This is a genomic window from Varibaculum cambriense (assembly GCF_022133705.1).
Taxonomy (GTDB): Bacteria; Actinomycetota; Actinomycetes; order Actinomycetales; family Actinomycetaceae; genus Varibaculum; species Varibaculum cambriense_A.
Genome location: NZ_JAKNHJ010000012.1, coordinates 33,190 through 51,198 on the forward strand (window position 1 = coordinate 33,190; position 18,009 = coordinate 51,198).

The 18,009-nt window shown below is 50.2% G+C and carries 18 protein-coding genes; 10 read left to right on the forward strand and 8 right to left on the reverse strand.

The genetic code is table 11. The features are described from left to right. The first annotated feature begins 201 nt into the window (after positions 1-201). From rpmH to L0M99_RS06745, 8 genes are read left to right on the forward strand one after another with little or no spacing between them, the layout of a single operon-like run. A complete protein-coding gene (gene rpmH / locus L0M99_RS06710) occupies positions 202-339 on the forward strand; it encodes a 50S ribosomal protein L34 (RefSeq protein WP_081639105.1) in 138 nt (45 codons plus the stop codon). Between the two features lie 3 nt (positions 340-342). Then, entirely contained in the window at positions 343-696 is a 354-nt protein-coding gene (gene rnpA, locus L0M99_RS06715; protein WP_038110165.1) for a ribonuclease P protein component, read from the forward strand. Then, positions 693-1,019, forward strand: coding sequence for a membrane protein insertion efficiency factor YidD (gene yidD / locus L0M99_RS06720; protein ID WP_024059623.1), 327 nt, complete (start codon positions 693-695; stop codon positions 1,017-1,019). The genes rnpA and yidD overlap by 4 nt, the downstream gene beginning before the upstream one ends. A gap of 19 nt (positions 1,020-1,038) precedes the next feature. Next, the gene (gene yidC / locus L0M99_RS06725) at positions 1,039-2,412 is read left to right on the forward strand and encodes a membrane protein insertase YidC (protein WP_024059622.1); all 1,374 of its coding nucleotides are present in this window, start codon (positions 1,039-1,041) and stop codon (positions 2,410-2,412) included. Between the two features lie 35 nt (positions 2,413-2,447). Beyond that, a complete protein-coding gene (locus tag L0M99_RS06730) occupies positions 2,448-3,020 on the forward strand; it encodes a R3H domain-containing nucleic acid-binding protein (RefSeq protein ID WP_238128158.1) in 573 nt (190 codons plus the stop codon). Between the two features lie 10 nt (positions 3,021-3,030). Then, positions 3,031-3,684: a 16S rRNA (guanine(527)-N(7))-methyltransferase RsmG gene (gene rsmG, locus L0M99_RS06735; protein ID WP_024059620.1), complete on the forward strand. Its 654-nt coding sequence runs from the start codon at positions 3,031-3,033 to the stop codon at positions 3,682-3,684. Positions 3,685-3,714: 30 nt separating this feature from the next. Beyond that, entirely contained in the window at positions 3,715-4,620 is a 906-nt protein-coding gene (locus tag L0M99_RS06740) for a ParA family protein (protein ID WP_024059619.1), read from the forward strand. Next, positions 4,620-5,768: a ParB/RepB/Spo0J family partition protein gene (locus L0M99_RS06745; protein ID WP_024059618.1), complete on the forward strand. Its 1,149-nt coding sequence runs from the start codon at positions 4,620-4,622 to the stop codon at positions 5,766-5,768. Before L0M99_RS06740 ends, L0M99_RS06745 begins: the two co-directional genes overlap by 1 nt. Before the next feature lie 46 nt (positions 5,769-5,814). On the opposite strand, the gene L0M99_RS06750 is transcribed toward L0M99_RS06745, so the two are convergent. The 5 genes from L0M99_RS06750 to L0M99_RS06770 all read right to left on the reverse strand — a co-directional run bounded on the left by L0M99_RS06750 (position 5,815) and on the right by L0M99_RS06770 (position 12,456). Further along, positions 5,815-6,777, reverse strand: coding sequence for a D-alanine--D-alanine ligase family protein (locus L0M99_RS06750; RefSeq protein ID WP_024059617.1), 963 nt, complete (start codon positions 6,775-6,777; stop codon positions 5,815-5,817). Beyond that, on the reverse strand, positions 6,770-8,041 hold the full coding sequence (locus L0M99_RS06755) for a PLP-dependent aminotransferase family protein (RefSeq protein WP_024059616.1): 1,272 nt from the start codon (positions 8,039-8,041) through the stop codon (positions 6,770-6,772). Before L0M99_RS06755 ends, L0M99_RS06750 begins: the two co-directional genes overlap by 8 nt. 98 nt (positions 8,042-8,139) lie before the next feature. Next, positions 8,140-9,000 carry a cytochrome c biogenesis CcdA family protein gene (locus L0M99_RS06760; protein ID WP_024059615.1) on the reverse strand — a complete coding sequence of 287 codons (861 nt, stop codon included), beginning with the start codon at positions 8,998-9,000 and terminating at the stop codon, positions 8,140-8,142. Then, complete coding sequence (locus L0M99_RS06765; protein WP_024059614.1) at positions 9,000-9,827, reverse strand: thioredoxin domain-containing protein; 828 nt, start codon at positions 9,825-9,827, stop codon at positions 9,000-9,002. Before L0M99_RS06765 ends, L0M99_RS06760 begins: the two co-directional genes overlap by 1 nt. A gap of 61 nt (positions 9,828-9,888) precedes the next feature. Beyond that, complete coding sequence (locus tag L0M99_RS06770) at positions 9,889-12,456, reverse strand: lysylphosphatidylglycerol synthase transmembrane domain-containing protein (protein ID WP_024059613.1); 2,568 nt, start codon at positions 12,454-12,456, stop codon at positions 9,889-9,891. A 132-nt stretch (positions 12,457-12,588) separates the two neighbouring features. Here L0M99_RS06770 and L0M99_RS06775 point away from each other — a divergent pair, with 132 nt between their 5' ends. Next, positions 12,589-13,248, forward strand: coding sequence for a DedA family protein (locus L0M99_RS06775; protein WP_024059612.1), 660 nt, complete (start codon positions 12,589-12,591; stop codon positions 13,246-13,248). A gap of 31 nt (positions 13,249-13,279) precedes the next feature. Here L0M99_RS06775 and L0M99_RS06780 read toward each other — a convergent pair whose 3' ends face one another. From L0M99_RS06780 to purB, 3 genes are all read right to left on the reverse strand, one after another. Then, the gene (locus L0M99_RS06780) at positions 13,280-13,555 is read right to left on the reverse strand and encodes a heavy-metal-associated domain-containing protein (protein ID WP_024059611.1); all 276 of its coding nucleotides are present in this window, start codon (positions 13,553-13,555) and stop codon (positions 13,280-13,282) included. 177 nt (positions 13,556-13,732) lie between these two features. Beyond that, the gene (locus L0M99_RS06785; RefSeq protein WP_024059610.1) at positions 13,733-15,079 is read right to left on the reverse strand and encodes a hypothetical protein; all 1,347 of its coding nucleotides are present in this window, start codon (positions 15,077-15,079) and stop codon (positions 13,733-13,735) included. A gap of 229 nt (positions 15,080-15,308) precedes the next feature. Continuing rightward, positions 15,309-16,754 carry an adenylosuccinate lyase gene (purB, locus tag L0M99_RS06790; RefSeq protein ID WP_238128159.1) on the reverse strand — a complete coding sequence of 482 codons (1,446 nt, stop codon included), beginning with the start codon at positions 16,752-16,754 and terminating at the stop codon, positions 15,309-15,311. Positions 16,755-16,945: 191 nt separating this feature from the next. On the opposite strand from purB, the gene hisC reads away from it, so the two are divergent. Further along, positions 16,946-18,001 carry a histidinol-phosphate transaminase gene (hisC, locus tag L0M99_RS06795; protein ID WP_024059608.1) on the forward strand — a complete coding sequence of 352 codons (1,056 nt, stop codon included), beginning with the start codon at positions 16,946-16,948 and terminating at the stop codon, positions 17,999-18,001. Positions 18,002-18,009: the final 8 nt, after the last annotated feature.

Genomic DNA, 18,009 nt, shown 5'->3' on the forward strand with positions numbered 1-18,009 from the left:
CACATCTTACAGCTTTGTAGTTTTTCTAAGTTCCACAGCTTTAAATATGTTGAGAAAAAAATAGTGTTCATAACCACTCAATAACTATTTGACCTGGCAAAGCGCTATGCGTAGGCTTGCATATGTTGTCTATTCCAGGCTAAATGAAACTAAGATGCCGGAATCGTATCCGGTTGGTGAATAACATTCAGGAGAACTACAGTGACAAAGCGGACTTTTCAGCCGAATAACCGTCGCCGAGCCAAGAAACACGGATTCCGGGCAAGAATGCGTACCCGCGCAGGCCGCGCCATTATTGCTAATCGCCGGCGCAAAGGGCGCAAGGATCTTTCGGCCTAAAGCATGTTGCCCCAGGCCAATCGCCTGAAAAAATCAGCCGATTTTTCCCAAGTTTTTCGGCGTGGCAATAGCGCTGGAAACCAACTAATGGTGGTGCACCACCTACCCGACCAGTTTGGCACTGCGAAGCCGCTGGTCGGTTTCGTTGTACCAAAAAGAAATCTACCGCGGGCGGTAGATAGGAACCGTATCAAGAGGCAATTGCGAGCACTTAGTGCCGGCCGGATACAGAACTTAGGTAACGGAAGCAAAACGGTAGTGCGCGCCCTCGGGAAAGCTAAAACTGCTTCCTATGCGCAGCTTGGGGTGGCTTTGGATCAAGCTTTGGCGAGGGCGCAAGCGAAAGGGAAAAAGTGAGCAGAAATCTGGGGCAAGCGGGTTTAGTTTATTTAGTTCGCCTTTATCGGCGCTATATCTCCCCCCTGTTTCCCGCGCGCTGTAAGTACTATCCCACTTGCAGCACTTACGCGCTTCAGGCTTTAAAAACGCATGGCGCCATCAAAGGGACGCTACTTTCGGCTTTCCGGCTGGTGCGTTGTAATCCTTTTTCCAATGGTGGAGTGGATTATCCGCCAGAAAAAGGTAACTGGAAGAGCGGGCCCTATCATCAGATGACTTTAAGTGAACTTCAAGCACATTGGGCAAAAATAGATAACGCCACCATGCCTACTCGGGGATAATAAGTAAAGGAGCATATTAATGATGCTAAGTGCGCAGCTGTTGGCGGCAGCTAATCAACCCACTTCGGGCGGATGGTATGACACAGTTTTATACCCGTTCAAATGGGTGACCGCCTGGGTATTGGTAGGGATTCATAAGGGATTAACCGTTCTGGGGTTACCGGAAGGCCCCGGGGTTACTTGGGTACTATCCATCGTGGTGCTAACCATTTTTGTGCGGCTACTGATTATTCCGCTGTTTATTAAGCAGATAAAGTCTACGCGGGGCATGAGTGCGATCCAACCGCAGATCAAAGAGATCCAAGAAAAATATAAGGGTCGCAATGACCAGGTTTCTAAGCAACAGATGAGCCAAGAAACCATGGCTTTATATAAAGAATACGGAGTTAATCCCATGGCTTCGTGTTTCCCGTTGCTGATTCAATTGCCGATTTTGGCTGCCCTTTATCGGGTGCTTTGGCAAATGCCGCTAATTGCCAAGAATCCGGGAGCCCATATTGGTGGTTTTGATTCTAAGTTAGCTTCGGAAATGGATAAATCTACCGTTTTCGGGGTTTATCTATCTGATACTTTCACCAACAGTGCCTCTAACCCTACGACCACAAAAATCCTGATCATCACGGCGGTAGTGCTGTATGCCGGTTTGATGTTCTTACAACAGTTCATCAACATGCGGCGGAATATGAATGCTTCCAATCCGCAACAAATGCGGATGATGAAGATGATGGTCTATGTAATGCCGTTGATGACTGCCTGGTTTGGTTTCATTGTGCAGATTGGCGTACTGGTTTATCTGGTAGTAACCATGGTAGTCAGCTTCATTCAACAGCTGTTTGTTATGCATTATCTACCCACCCCTGGCTCTCCCGCTCACGATGCACAAATGCGGCGTCACCAGGAAAAATATGACAAGTTTAAAGAAGAAACGCTAACGGAATACAACCAGAAGCTTTCGGAGTTGGGCTTAAGCGGTGAAGACGTAGCTAAAGGAATGCGGCTTGAAGTTAAAGCTAATCGCAAGGGCAAGGATGATCCCTTCTCCGGATTAGATAATGGGGAGCAATTGCGCCAAGGGGTGGAGCTCCACAAGGAAACTCAAGATCGGCTGCATAAGAAAGCCCAAGACCTTGAGCTAGAAGAAAAACCAAGGAAGCCGGTAAAACAATCTCGGATGATGACGGCGCTACAGAAAAAGGCCGAAGAACAGCAGGCTGCCATGAGGCCAAGTACCCGTAATGCCCAAGCGCAACCAAAAAGGCTAACCCGGGCTCAGCGTGATGCGCAGGCTAAACGGCGGCGGCAAGCCCAGGGGTTAAGTGAGCAAGAAAAAGCGAAACGCCGGCAGGCGCGCAGGAAGAATAATGCGAATACAAATCGGCGTAAGAACCGATAGGATCATTGCAGATAGCTAAGAGAGGAATAGGTGCCATGAGTGAAGAAGCATCTCCCGAGCGGGTTGCCGCATTGGAAGAAGAGGGCGATATCGCCGCTGATTACTTAGAAGAACTGCTCGATATTGCGGATCTGGGTGGAGATCTCGAGATTGATGTAGAGCACGATCGCGCGAGTGTCGATATTGTGGCTGATGCGCAAGATCTAAATGATTTGCAACGCTTAGTCGGCAAAGAAGGCGAAGTTTTAGAGTCTCTACAGGACTTAACCCGGCTGGCGGTTTCCCAAAAAACGGGGGAGCATTCCCGATTAATGCTGGATATCGCCGGGTACCGCCAAGAACGTAAAGCGGAGCTGCGCTCTATCGCTCAAGAAGCCATCACCAAGGCTAAAACTACGGGTGAGCCGGTACGTCTGGAGCCCATGAATCCTTTCGAGCGTAAAGTTTGCCACGATGTGGCCGCCGAAGAGGGCGTGTATTCCGGTTCGCAAGGTCAAGCTCCTAACCGGGCAGTGGTTATTTATCCTGATGCCTCCGGTCCGGAAGCAGAAGAAGAACTTGCAGGAGATCGACGCTATCTTAAGCGATATTGTCTGATTGGTATCTAAGAATTTGGCAATGCAACCGGAACTACACCTTGAGGTAGCTCAACCCGGAGCTGAGGTTGAGGCATTTTTTGCATCTTCCTATGAGAAGATACAGGCTTATGCGCATATGCTGGCGGAACAGGGGGAGCTGCGCGGTCTGATTGGGCCGCGAGAGCTGCCTCGGATTTGGCCGCGGCATATATTGAATTGTGCAGCGGCAGAAAGGTTCTTACCACTAGGGCGTAATGTAACCGTCGCCGATGTGGGGTCAGGTGCAGGACTGCCTGGAATTGTCTTGGCTATAATGCGACCAGACCTTCAATTTTTCTTGATTGAACCTTTGGCTAGACGGGTAATTTGGCTAGAAGAAGTAAAGCAAGAGTTGGGATTGGATAATGTAGAGGTTTTGCGCTCTCGCAGTCAAGATCTCCCCGGTGGACAGACCTTTACAGCGGTTACGTCGCGGGCGGTAGCTAATTTAAAGAAGCTGATTCGCATCTCCGGGAAGCTGGTGGCACCTAGAGGACGAATGCTAGCGATTAAAGGGGAGCGTGCTCCCTTAGAATTGTCCGCGGCGGTGGCTGAGTTGCGGGCAGCTAATTTTGATAGTGCCCATATAGAGGAAGTGCCGTCCCTGATGGACGATTCGATTACCCGGATTATTATGGCAACCAAACTCCCTTAGTGGCTACCTATTTTGCATTTTGGAGGCATAATGAGCAAGCATCGTTTAGCTGATGCCGCGATGGTCGAACAGGCAGATACCCATGAAGAGCCTTCCCGAAAAGGACGTCTTGATTCTAAGCGTGATTTAGAGCCGTTGCCTCATCCGAAAAGTACCAGAGTAATCGCGGTTGCGAACCAAAAAGGTGGGGTTGGCAAGACCACTACGGTAGTTAACATAGCTGCGGCTTTGGCTTTAGGGGGACTTAAAGTACTGGTAATTGATGCCGACCAGCAGGGAAATGCTTCTTCTTCCCTGGGATTTCGTCATCTAGCGGATGACCAGAATTCTTTATACGAGGTTATGACCCAGGGGGTACCCCTGCGCCAAGCTCTGTTACAGAATGCGCAGATCCCTAATCTTTGGGTGGTGCCGGCCTCTATGAATATGGCCGGGATTGAACTCGAACTTAATGAGAGAACCAATTTCCAACAGATCTTAGCTACTGCTCTAGATGAGCTATTGAGTAGCGGCGAACAATTTGATTACATCTTTATTGATTCTCCCCCATCGTTGGGAATTATGACTGTCAATGCCCTAGTGGCTGCTAAAGAAGTGTTGGTTCCTCTGCAGGCAGAGTACTTGGCGCTGGAAGGCCTGACCCAATTGACGAAAACCATCGATATGCTGGTGATTCGGCTTAATCCTGACTTACGTTTCACTGCTATATTACCTACGATGGTAACGACTAATACCCTGCTCAGTAAAGGTGTATTAGAAGAAGTCAAAGATTACTATGGTGACATTGTGATGGAGACAATTATTCCTCGTAATATTGCCTTAGCGGAAGCGCCCTCTCACGAAGAATCAATTCTGACTTACCAACCGGCTTCTAAAGGTGCAAAATGTTATTTAGACGCTGCGTATGAATTAGTTAGTCGCGAGGTGAAATCGTAATGGCCAAGAAAGCTCATTTAGGGAGAGGGCTGTCCGCACTGATTCCTACCGATCCGGTTACGGAGAATAGAGTAGAAACAGAAAGCCATGCTAATACCCGGCCGGCAGATATTTTTTTTGGAGGACATGGGCATTCCCCTAAGGGAGGTTCCGTCAAGGAATTATTGGAACCCAGAAAAAATGTTTCACGTGAAACCTTAAAGACTTCCCGCAAAATAGAGAGTTCGAAAAGCCGGAAGTCTGTATCTGCTAAGAAAGCACAGAAACCTGAGGCAAAGCATTCCGCCGGTACTAGCGATGTTTCACGTGAAACATCGCTAGTACCGGTGCCGGGCGCAAAATTGGAGTTAATAAAGGTTAGTAAGATAACTCCTAATCGCTCCCAGCCTCGCCAAACATTTGATGAGGACGAAATTGCCGAACTAGCTGCCTCTATAAAAGAAGTGGGTTTATTACAGCCAATTGTTGTGCGCACTGATCCCACTGATAAGAATGCCTACCAACTTATAATGGGGGAACGGCGTCTGCGGGCGTGTCAGTTAGCAAAGGTTACTCAGATTCCAGCTATTGTTCGCGAGACCAACGATAACAAGATGTTGTTGGATGCGCTGATTGAAAACCTGCATCGAGTACAGCTTAATCCCTTGGAGGAAGCTGCCGCCTACCAGCAATTGATGGAAGATTTCGGTTGTACTCAGCAGGAGTTATCTAAGCGAGTTTCGAAGTCTCGTCCCGCGATTACTAATGCTTTACGGTTATTGCGACTGCCAGCCAGCGTCCAACCTAAGGTGGCCGCGGGCGTTCTTTCCGCCGGTCATGCCCGAGCGTTGCTCGCGGTAACTGATCCACGCGATCAAGAATACTTGGCAGAGCGCATCATAGCTGAAGGACTATCAGTACGTTCTACGGAAGAAATTGTGGCTCTGGGAAATGTACGCGGAGCCTCAGTACGTAAAAGTAAGGGTGGAAAACGTCGCGAATTTGTGCTTTCCCCTACTCAAGCAGCCACTCAGGAACGTTGGACAGAGATTCTCGATACCCGAGTATCGCTTAAACCTGGCAAGAAAATAAGCAAACTAGTTATTGAGTATGCTGACGAGGCTGATTTGGAACGCCTGACCCAGCTACTTGAACAAGCCAGTAAGTAGGGTTCACAACTATCAACACTATTCGCAGCTAGGTAATCCTGGTTTGCTAACTGCGTTGCCCGCGGTTTGCAGCCTGGAGGGTAATGGTATTAACCAATTCTCCAAATCCATCAGCAGATTCAGCTGCTAGGGGCCATAATGAAGTATCGGTCATTCCCGGAACCACGTTAGCGTCGATAAACCAGGGATTCGAGTCAGCATCAACAATTAAGTCAATCCGCGAAAAATCTTCTAACTCCAACACGCGGTGACATTCTAATGCCAAGGCTCTTACGGACTGGTCTAAATCGACCTCTAAAGGAGCCGGAGCAAAAAACTCAGTCCGGCCGGTTAAATATCGGGCATCGAAATCATAACGACCTACATCGGTACGGATTTCCACCGGCGGAAGCGCCCGGGCAGTGCCGCAATCTTCTACGATAGATACCGAAATCTCACGCCCCTTAATAAAGCGCTCAATCAACACTTCATCATCGTAGGCAAAGGCATTGACCATCGCCGTACGTAATGCGCCCTCATCTTCAACATAAGTTATTCCCATAGCAGAACCGCCCCGAGAGGGCTTCACCATTAGAGGATATCCCAAACGATTAGCGACTTCCTTGAGCAAAGTATCTGCTCCTACCTGGCGAAATAGGATCTGAGGAAGCGCTACTGATAGCGGTGTAGGCAGACCGTTTTTCTCTACCACCGATTTAGCAACCGGTTTCGAAAGGGAAATCCGGCACCCCTTAGGCCCAGAACCAACATATGCTAGCCCGCTTAACTCTAGTAAGTCCTGCAGGGAACCATCTTCGCCTTCGCGACCGTGGATAATTGGCCACACCACGTCTGGTTCAAAGTCTCTTAAAGAATTAAGTAAATCGCGGTCAAGTTCTAAACTTATTAGCTCGTGTCCAAAGCGCCGTAATTGGGTCGCTACTCGATTCGCCGAGCGCAGAGACACCTCCCGTTCATGCAGCTGACCACCAGTAATAATCGCGATTTTTAAGGTAGCGTCATTAGTCATTGCTCTTACCTTTCTGCTGGGAAGCGAATAGCTTAACCAGTTCCATTTCCCGATGAACCACTTTCGCTAGCCGGCGCACGCCCTCGCGAATCTCTTCTGGGGTTGGATAACAAAATGAGAGTCGAACATTTTGATGTCCCTGGTCCGAGGCATAAAAAGCGGTTCCCGGAGTATAAGCAACCAGTTCACTAACTGCCCGATTTAGCATAGCTTTGGAATCTAGGCCATCCGGTAGGGTCAGCCAGGTATAGAAACCACCTTCGGGTACTGTCCAGGAGCATTCGGGCAGGTAATCATGTAAAGCTGTTAGCATGGCGTCGCGACGACCCCGGTACATCTGCCGGTAGGCATCGATTTGTCCGCGCCAATCATAATCGCGCAGGTAGGCATGAATCGCCATCTGGCCGACCATCGAGGGCGATAGAATCGCGGATTCTGAAGCAACCACTAGTTTGTCTCTTACCGCTGGTGGCGCATAAGCCCAACCAATCCTAAAACCGGGAGCGAATATTTTAGAAAAAGAACCTAAGTAAACTACCAGGTCAGGCGCAAGCTCTACTAAGGGAGTCATAGTTTGCCCCTCGAAGCCTAGTAGGCCATAGGGATTATCTTCTAAAACTAAAACCCCATATTGGCGGCACAGCTCCATAAGCTCTTTCCGCCGGGATGGGGACATGGAAACACCAGCGGGATTATGGAAATTAGGGATGGTATAGAGGTACTTGATCCGTTTACCTTCTGCGCGAACCTGCTCTACGATCCGGGCAAACTCTTCCGGAATCAAACCATCAGCGTCTATGGGAATATGGCGAACATCTGCTTGGTAGGCTTTAAAGACCCCTAGCGCTCCTACATAAGAGGGTGATTCGGCTAAAATGACATCCCCTGGTTCAATAAAAAGCTGTGTTACCAGGTCTAATGCCTGCTGAGATCCGGTGGTAACCACTACGTTATCCGGGTTGGCATGGATACCTTCAGCGGCCATGACTTCGGTAATAGATTCGCGCAAAGGCGCCCATCCTTGACCGCCACCATATTGCATTGCCTGTTCGCCATGCTCGAGCACCAACTGCTGGGCGCTATTAGCTAGTTTTGCTAGCGGAAGATCGTGAATATTGGGCATCCCTCCCGCCAGAGAAACCACTTCGGGACGAGAAACCACCGAAAACAAAGCCCGAATTTCAGATTCGCGGAGATTATGAGCTCGCGCTGCGTAGGAATCCTGCCAAAGATCGAGATGGGTTCCATGATTATGCGCGCTCATTTACGTCTCCTTTACTAGATTAATTGCTATTTTGGCACGAAGCAGCCAGGTGACCAAAGCCAAGGTCATAAAAAGCGCAAAAATCGAGTAAAACCGCTTTACTGGACAGAGGATTTCGAATCGGTATTCTCAGAAGATTCCGGCTTTTGACTGCGTAAATACCAGACCAAGGTGCATAAAAATAACACCAATAAAACCACAAGCAAAGGCAAAAGGAAGTCAGGAAGCGTCCCCGCTAGCTGGGTAATCCTGGTTTCCAAGCTTACTTGCTGATCGGGGGTAAGTACGGAGCTAACGTTAGTTCCCCCAGTGATTACTAGCAGCACGCCCACTAGCGTGAACACCAATCCCGAAATTAAAGAACCCCAAGTGGTTTGCCGGCCTAAGAACTTTAGGGGACGAGGATGAAATAGGCGCTGTTGCCGGGCAGTTAAAGAACCCCAGATTAGGGAAAGTAATGCAACCGGAGTGAACATGCCTAGGGCGTACCAAAACATCAGCGCGCCGCCGCGCAAACTAGAACCGGTTAAGGTGGCGGCTGAAAGTACTGCCCCCAGGATAGGGCCGGTACAACCGGAGCCAGCTAGCCCATAAGAAATACCAAACAGGAAAATACCAATGACGCTAGGGCGGGTTCTGCCTCCTAAAGCCCGAGGCAACGGTAGTTTAGGTAAGGGCAGCGCTAATACTTGGGCGATACCTAAAAGAGTAATTATCACCCCGACTATTAGGGTGAGCAGATGCGAGTTAGAAAGTAACCACCCGCCAAGTCCTCCCGCAGCAAACCCTAAAGGTACTAAGGCGATAATCAGCCCGCCCAGGAATACTAAAATTCGTTGCAGTAGTCGCGAACGATCCTCGAAAGCACAGGCAAAAAAGGCGGGCAGTAAAAAGGCACCACAGGGAGCTAGGAAAGTAACTAACCCCCCGAGGTAGGCGATAGTAAAGTTAATGGACATTAGTGCGTCTTAGCTGTCTTTGCTGCAATTTCAATAGTTTGAATAAAACTGTCGGCGGGCAGAGCGCCGGTAATTACATAGTCGTTGATGAAAAATGCGGGAGTGCCACTGAGCCCGACTGCTTGCGCGGCAGAAGTTTCATTTTTGACCGTGGTGGCGGTGTCATCGGCCTCTAGATCTTGGTTAAAACGAGAAAGGTTGCCCACCCCGCTAGCTTGAGCGGCCTGGGTAACCAGTTCTTTGTTCCAGCTGATATGGCCATTACCATCTTGAGCTGCTAGTTTGGTAGCAGCTGCGACGTACTCCCAAAACTTTCCTTGCTTTGCCGCCGCGATTGATCCGGCAGCTGCGAGATCAGAATGGTATTGCGAGGCGAAAATTGAAAAGTTGTTGAACTCTATACGTAAGGTACCGTTGTCGATATACGGTTTCAGCTGCGGAAAAACGGCTGATTCATACTGGTAACACATGGGACAGGAAAAATCGGAGAACTGAATCATAGTTACTGGAGCTTTGGGATCACCGATTGCCCGCGGATCTGCCTTATCGTTGCGATAAAAAGATTTAATTACCTTTTTTGCCTGTTCCTCGCTGACGGCAGTAACTCCTTCGGGAAGCTGCTGGCTGTGAGGCTCCGTAGACTGGGCACTTTGTCCACTTTGAGTAGCTGCGGGAGTCTGACTGGGGCTAGCAGCAGTATCACTGTTAGAACCTAGATAGTAGGCAATGAAAAAAACTAACACCAGCACCGAGATGGCCAGCAGCGTAAGTATCATTACGGCGGCTGGTTTCTTTTTATTAGGCGCCGCCTTCCGGGAGTCACTCATAAAACTTATTACCTTTCTTCACCTCTAGCCTAAGGTAGATTAGGCGAAGCGATCTAGTTAGTTATAGCACGTCACGTCGTTGCAGGTAACGCATGGCGAGCCAACCAATCGGAGCACGCATCCAAAAAGTCAGTAACCTATACAGCAAGGCTCCTGATAGGGCGATCGCGCCCGGTACCCCTGCCACTTGCAAACCACCAGTTAGGGCTGCTTCCACCGGACCGAGTCCGCCAGGGGTGGGAATCATAGAACCCAAAGTGTTTGATACTAGGAATGTAACCGTAATGGTGGCTATCGGCAAATGGTAGCCAAAGGCCGCCAGGGCACAATAAAAGGCTGCTACCTGCAGGCCAGTCTGCATTAAACATCCCAGGGTGGTTAGAGCCATGCGGCGCGGACTAGAAGTAATCCAGATTAGGCGCGGCCAAACCTGGTGAAAAGTGGGTTGGATTTTCGCCCAGATCCATTTACGCACCTTCGGGAGAGCAAATCCTGCCACTAGCAGTGCCACTATCAACAAGACAGTTGCCAATACCGTCGAAGAAGGCAGACGCACGTTCATAGAGGTACCAGTAAACATCACCATGACTGCTAGCAGCGCTACCGTAATCACAAACTGGAACAGCTGCATTAGGGAAACGGTAGCGAGGGCGAGGGCGCCGGTCATATTTTTCTTGGTTAAATAACGCAGGTTAAGGGCGCCCACTCCCACCCCTGCGGGCACTACTAAGGAGGTTACCGAGCCTGCCAACTGTAGTAAAAATAGTTCGCCGTACCCTAAGCGGTTCGGGGTTACCGCCTGCAAGGAAAGTGCTTGCCCGCTACTCATAGCCAGGGCAAAGAAAGCGCCGATGAGAATCCACCAGGCGTTGGCGGTAGAAATAGTGGCATAGATTTCTTTGAAGTTTAAAGAACCTAAAACAATCAGTACTGCCATAACTCCCAAGGCAGTAAATAGCAAGGAGGAGTAGGAAAAGCGACGTAGCTGAGCCCGGGGAACGGTGGTGGGATCAGTGTCGGCTTTGGAGAGCAGTTCCTGGCGCAGGGTTGAAAGTAACGGGTTCTTACGAAGTTTTTGTCTAGTTGCAGACGGCAAGGCCAAAGTTTGCAGTACTGGCACCATCGCTTCGATTTGGGAAGATGGTAGCACTGCTCGCATTGCGGCGACCGCCCGATCCTTTCCGAGGTAAAGACTAGTTAGAACTAGCAACTGTACCTGGTCAATTAGAATTGACATTTTGGAGGCTGCGACTTCCCCGTCAGACCAGTTTAGAAAGTATAAAGATCCATCAGAGCCTAAACACAAGTTTTCCGCATTAATATTACGGTGAGCCAGGCCGTTTTGATGAGCTTTTAGCAGCTGTGACCAGGCAGAATGTAACTGTTCCTCCGAAATATCAGCGGGAGAGAGGCTAGCAAAGGGGCGTAAGGAAACATCGTCCTCGAAAATATTGAGCATGGTGCTTCCATAGTGAGCCAGACCGTGGTAGGGCCGAGTATTAAGTTGTGCCCGGGTGGTCATAGCTCCCATAAGCGCCGTATATTCTCCGTTTTGGCGCACCGTGGCAGCGGTTGATTTAGAAAAGGAACGTAGCCGCAGATTAGTCCAGATTCCAGTGATCCAGGTAGAAAGACGGGAATCCCCGTCAGTTGCTACCATGCGGTATCGACGATTGTTTTCAGCAAGTACGCTATAAACCCTTTCACCGGGTCTTACCGTTTCCGTAAAGGATTTAAGATCGCTAGCGACAAAGGTAGCTAGTTCTAGAACTGGATCAACGTCGAGCAGCTTCCTTTCCATATCCCCTACTAGCACCAGGGAGTCACTTTCGGTAGTGAAGGTAACCTCCTCTACGCTTAGCAGGTCACCTTCCGTGGGGGGATCTAGACGTAAAATCATGCGGGGAGTTATTCCCACTTGGATAAGGGCAGTAATTAAGGCTTGTCCTGTCGGGCGATAGTTGCGTACCCCCCAGAGGTAACGTCCCAGACAACCGGTTAGAGTGCCTAAAAATACGGTGATTAGCGCGGAAGGCAAGGTCATACGTCCCTGTAAGACCGCTAAGACTAAAATGAACCAGGTTACTGCCCACAGCACTCGTAATAACTGGTCACGGCGACGTTCACCTGCCACCGTCATCATCGCTACTACCGAAGTAAGAGGAATAGCTATCGCGACTATTGATCCGTCAACTGACCATACTTTCAAAGCATTTGAAAATACATAGGGAAGAGCAGAGATCAAAGTAGAGGCGCCTAAAGCTACCATTCCCCCGATTACAGCGGTAAAAGCGGCTTGGAAAGTGCGGACCCATTGCCGGCGCAAAGCCAACATAGCTATTAAAGCGATCGGGGCTGCCAAGATAAATAAGTTTTGCAACATTGAAAGGGGAAGCAGCAGAATCTGCGCCAAAGTGGTGTTTACGAATACTTTGGTCAGATCCTGGGCAACTGCTTGGGTAGTGGCATGGGCGTAGATAGCCATTAGCAATACCAACACGATCACCACTAGGTACATCCCGGCACGAGCCAGGTCATCGATGCGCCGCAAACGGGAGTTCTTAGCATCGACAATTTCGGTGAGGTGTCGATCTAGCAGTGGACTAGCCGTCTCTCCCGAAAAACTCATGTCTTGATTCTATGTGCAATCAAGGTACATACCTAGATGTGAGCTTGCGCCCAGCCTGCTTTTTAGCCTATTAGCCTCTGGTCCCGCTCGTCTAGGATGAGAAATGATCATGAATTATTCTCAGGAGGACGAATGTTTGCGTCTGTAGTAGCCGCGGGAGCTTTAGATTATCTTACCGACCCTAATCTCCTGCTCAACACCCTGCTAGCGGAACTTGGTGGCTGGATGGTGGCTGCGGTAGCGCTAATAGTTTTCATCGAGTCCGGGGTCTTATTCCCGGTGCTTCCCGGTGACTCAATGATTTTCGCCCTCGGTATTTTGCATAACCGGATACCCGGGGTGCCGGAATGGTTAACCTTCCTAATACTTTTTATCGCTGCTATCTGCGGAAATATGGTGGGGTACTGGTTAGGACGTAAATATGGCAGGCGGCTTTTTAAAGATAATGCCCGTTATTTATCAACTGAAAACATGCACAAATCTGAGGATTTCTTTCGCCGCTACGGTGGAGTGGCACTAGTATTAGCCCGGTTTGTACCCTTTGTTCGTACCTTTGTCCCCATCATTGCCGGGATTGGCAAACAGAATTACCGCTTGTTCCTGATCTGGAATATGGTGGGTGCCGCCCTCTGGATCGGGGCTTTTATGCTGGCGGGGGTACTATTGGGAGATATCCCGGTGGTAGCCAATAACGTTGAGGTAATTGCGATTGCGATTGTGGCTATCTCGGTACTACCGATGGTGTTTAGCTTCTTTAAAACTCGATCCAGCAAGCAAAAAGCCGCCAAATAGTACGGTTTAAGATCTCTGCATGCGATAACAATTAGTCATCATCACGTTCAATAGTTACTACTTCGTAGCCAGCATTCTTGATGCAGTCGCGGATAGTATCATCCTCGATTTCGTAATCCGTGAGGATGGTGACTTGGCTAGGTTCGTTACTGCGCAGCAACACTGACACCCGCTTGACGGTTTCTAAACTTTTTAGAGCTTCAGTGACATGTTCTACGCATTTTTGGCAAGTCATTCCGGTAACCAAAATATCGATAGTGCGATCATTGGCTTTTTTACCGGGTCGTTTTGATGGGAAAAACCGCATGGTGCATCCTCTTCTCTATTGAACCTACTTAGCCTAAAGTTTAATCTCTTGTATCAACTTTGCAATGCTAGGTGTTGAATAAGGCCTAGAGATAGCAATACGGGGCAGGAGATTGAGGGAATCTCCTGCCCCGTACCTGACCAGTCTAGAAACCGTTAAGTCCAGTTCCCAGTGGACTTAACCGTTCATCAACGATCTGGTCAGGGCTATGGCGCCACCTGCGCCGATTAACCCAAGAACTGCGATCGCGGCAATGGTACCGAGTCCGCCCATGCGGTCAACCACGCTGGGGTTCACATTGGCATCTCTAGCTGCGGCGGGCGCCGAGGGCGCTGCCTTGGGTTCTTCTACTCCCTGAACTTGACTGGCGGTCCCATTGCCAGTTGCTTCCTGCGCGCTACCGGACCCTTCCTGAGCCGGTTTCGCGGAGTTGTCCGTGGTGGTAGAAGAGTTGTTATTACTTGCGTTATTAGAGGAAGTTGCGGGAGCCTCCCGGTAACGAATCGGACCAGGAACGGTTACGGTGCGAGTATGTTCCCGATTTTGAATAACGGTGCGTACCCGAGTCGTCTGTGCAGGAGCCGGGTCGGCTGCTTGCCGCTGACCGGGAGCAGCCTGCTGCGCAGGTGCGCTAGGCGCAGTGGTCGCTCCGGCAGACGGAGCGGTTTGCTTGCTGTCTTTAGAGCCTTTGTTCTTGGACGCAGCGTCAAGGGTAGGTGCTTGGCGATCTACCGTCGGTGCTCCGGAAGCATCGGGAGTTTCAGCAGGTTTAGGAGTCTCGGGAGTATCAGGAACTTCGGGAACATCCGGATGACTGGGTTCAGTATCCGGGTCGGTTGACGGCTGCGGGGCGGGAGGAGTGTCCAGCACCTTGAAATCGGCTGCTTCCGGTGCCCGGAACTGGTGCAATGTTAGTAGCGGATTCCAATCCTGCTTTACTGCCTGCGGATTTACTAGGAACTTTTTGATTTCCAGGTACTTATCAAAAGTATTGTTTTCCAAAATGGTGCTGAAATCATATTCGCAGCCAGTGGTTACTTTCAAAGCACCGTAGATCTCGTCCTCTAGTTGCACGAATACCCAGGGGTGTAGATCCTTTACCGAGTTCTTAAAGTGGTAGGTGCCTGCCAGTCCGAGACCCGAGCTTCCTACCGAACCTTGTAAGGCTCGCTCGCTATCGTTAGCGGCCGGATCAAAGGTGTACATGTATCCGCCAGCATTGGGATTTGTGTAGCTGTCGCGACTGGCAAACGGGCTTTGATCAGAGTCAGAAACCGTCAAAAACCAGTCTTTGCCAGCGGGAAGTTTATTAATCCGCACATTTTCATAGCCCAATTGATCTGAGCCAATGCATCCGGTTAAAAACTTGGGGGTGTTCGCTACCGAGGTAGATACCGTAAGGTTACCGGCTGGCGATTCCTCTGCCAGGTTACCGGCCGCCGCGACCGCTAAGAGACCGGCAGGTATTAATGCCGTTGCGCAAACCCCGGAAACTAGGGTCTTGGCGAAGTTCTTAAGCCTCATGATTAAATCCCTCATCTATTGCGGAGCCGTTATTGGGAACGCTCCATTTCTGTGGTACCAGTTCTAATCTTACCGCTTGGTTAATAAATTGCCAGCTGATAATTGTCTCATTTAGGTGATATACCACACAAACAGCTGGTATCAGGCTAAACACTCTGCTTATGGCGCCTCAAATATCGGGAATTCGGCTCAATAGAGGCGGTTTTCAATACTTACCGCCTGGTAAGTATTAGTTTTTTAATGCTTCCCCGGTGGCAAGTTCACTAGCGTATCCGAAGTAGGTTTTGGGGGTTAGTGCCAGCAAACGAGACTCAGCTTCCTCAGAAAGTCCTAATGAAGTTAGAAATTCTTTCATCGCTGCCTCATCAACTTTGCTATCCCGAGTCAGCTCTTTCAGCCGTTCATACGGGTTATCCATCCCGGGAGTCCCGGCCAGTCCTTCAACCCGCATCACCTGCTGCACGGCCTCGCCCAGTACTTCCCAGTTCTGGTCAAGGTCACGCGCCATTACCTGGCTTGCCACATCCAATCCCCGCAAACCACCCTGAAGATTGGATAGGGCAAGCAGGGAGTGGCCGATAGCAACCCCAATATTGCGTTGGGTAGAAGAATCCGTTAAATCACGCTGCAGGCGCGAAGTCACTAAAGTCTGCGCCAAAGTTTCTAGCAGCGCACAGGAAATCTCTAGATTAGCTTCCGCATTTTCAAAGCGAATCGGATTGACCTTATGCGGCATCGTAGAAGACCCCGTGGAACCCTGTGCCGCCAGGTTCTGGTGGAAGTAACCCATCGAAATATAACTCCAGCAATCGGTGGCCAGGTTATGCAGGATCCGGTTAGTGCGCGCCAAGTCGCTATAAAGCTCACTTTGCCAGTCGTGCGATTCAATCTGAGTAGTAAGCGGATTCCAAGCAAGACCCAAATGTTCCACAAACGCCTTAGATAACTGCGGCCAGTTAGCGCCGGGCACCGCCACTTTATGTGCCGCCCAAGTACCGGTAGCACCATTAATCTTGCCCAAGTATTCGGTGTTGTCAATCCGGGAAAGTTGGCGACGTAACCGGTGGGCAAACACTGCCATCTCTTTACCTAAAGTCACCGGAGTGGCCGGTTGCCCATGAGTATGTGCCAGCATAGGAACTGTGGCCGCCTGGCAAGCTAGTTGCGCAAGCTGCTCAACAAGCTGGCGCGCCTGCGGTATCCAAACCTGTTCCACCGCTGCCTTAATCCCAATTCCGTAGGCCAGGTTATTAATGTCCTCAGAAGTACAAAAAATATGCACCGCTGCCAGGTAGTTAGGCAGAAAAGTTTCCCCCAGCACTTCCGAGGCGCCGCGCAGGCGGGCTTGCAGGAAATACTCCACTGCTTTCACGTCATGTTTAGTTTCTGCTTCGATTTCTTTTAGCTCAGCCACTTCGGCTTCACCAAAAGTAGTGATCAGCGAGCGCAAATACCGTTTTTCGTCCTCGCTAAAGGGGCTTACCCCCTTCAATACCCGGTTTTCTGCCAAGAAAATTAGCCACTCTACCTCGACTAATAACCGGGAGCGGTTCAAAGCCGGTTCTGATAGATAATTGGTGAGCGCACTGACCTGGGAGCGGTAGCGGCCATCTAAGGGACCTAAAGCAATATCGGTTTTGGCGAAATCAAAGCAGTCATCAAAAAGGGTTTGCATAACTACTATTATGGCACGAGGCCGCGCGGCAAAGTTTCAGCGGAGGCCCGGGTGAATTTTGAAACCGGCGGGGCAGGTTCTTTCCTAAGGCTAGGGCGAAGCTAGAAAGAGGTGGCCTGGCGCAATCAGTGATCCGCGGACAATTTTGAAACCAGAAAGCGTAGTCGGTAGAAAAAAGGCAAACTTAAGTTATGAGTCAGGTTCGATTACGGCAGGTACTTTCCGACCTGCCCGCCTACGTTGCCGGAAAAGGCGATGCCGGGAAAGTAGTAAAACTATCCAGTAACGAGCTGCCTTTTCCGCCGTCAAAGCCGATTATCGAGGCCGGCAAGCAGGCCTTGGTGGGCACTAACCGCTACCCGGATGCCATTGGGGGCAATCTGGTAGCAAAATTGGCGGCGCATTACCATTTGGATCCCTGCCAAGTGGTGGTTGGTCCCGGATCTATCCAGGTGTTAGCGAATGCGTTAAGCGCGGTGGCTCAGGCGGGAAATAACGTGGTCTATGCCTGGCGTTCATTTGAGGCCTACCCGATTCTAGTGGGAATCACTGGCGCCTCGTCGCGCCAGATTCCGCTCAATAGTGACGGCAGCCATGACCTGGACGCGATTTTAAGTGCTGTAGACGAAAACACGGCCGCGGTTATCCTGTGTAGCCCGAATAATCCCACCGGACCTTCTTTGACCCAAACCCAAGTTCGCGAGTTTTTGGCGGCCTTGCCTGCCCAGGTGCTGGCAGTTTTGGATGAAGCCTATTTCGAGTTTGATACTTCTCCCGGTCACGTTGACGGGGTGACTTTACTCGCGGACTTTCCTAATCTGCTGGTGCTGCGCACTTTTTCGAAAGCCTACGGCTTGGCTGGTCTGCGTTGTGGCTACGGTTTAACTAGCTCTTTCCTCGCGGAAGCGATCCGCAAAGTGGCTACTCCTTTTGGACTCTCGGCGGTGGCGGAAGCTTGCGCCCTGGCGGCACTGGCAGATGAAGCGGCTATGCGCTCTCAGGTGTCCCAGGTCTGTAAAGAGAAAGCGCGATTACTTAGTGAACTACGTAATCTTGGTTGGACAATTCCGCAGGCAGGCGGCAACTTTATCTGGTTTGCCGGGCAGGTAGGGGAGCAAATTCAGGCGGCGGCGCTTTCCCAAGGGGTTCAAACGCGGGGATTTCCCGAGGGCGTGCGGGTAACTATTGGTAGCCGGGCAGAAAATGATCAGTTCCTGGCGGCTATTAGCAGCCTTAAACCCTGTTAAATAGCTTT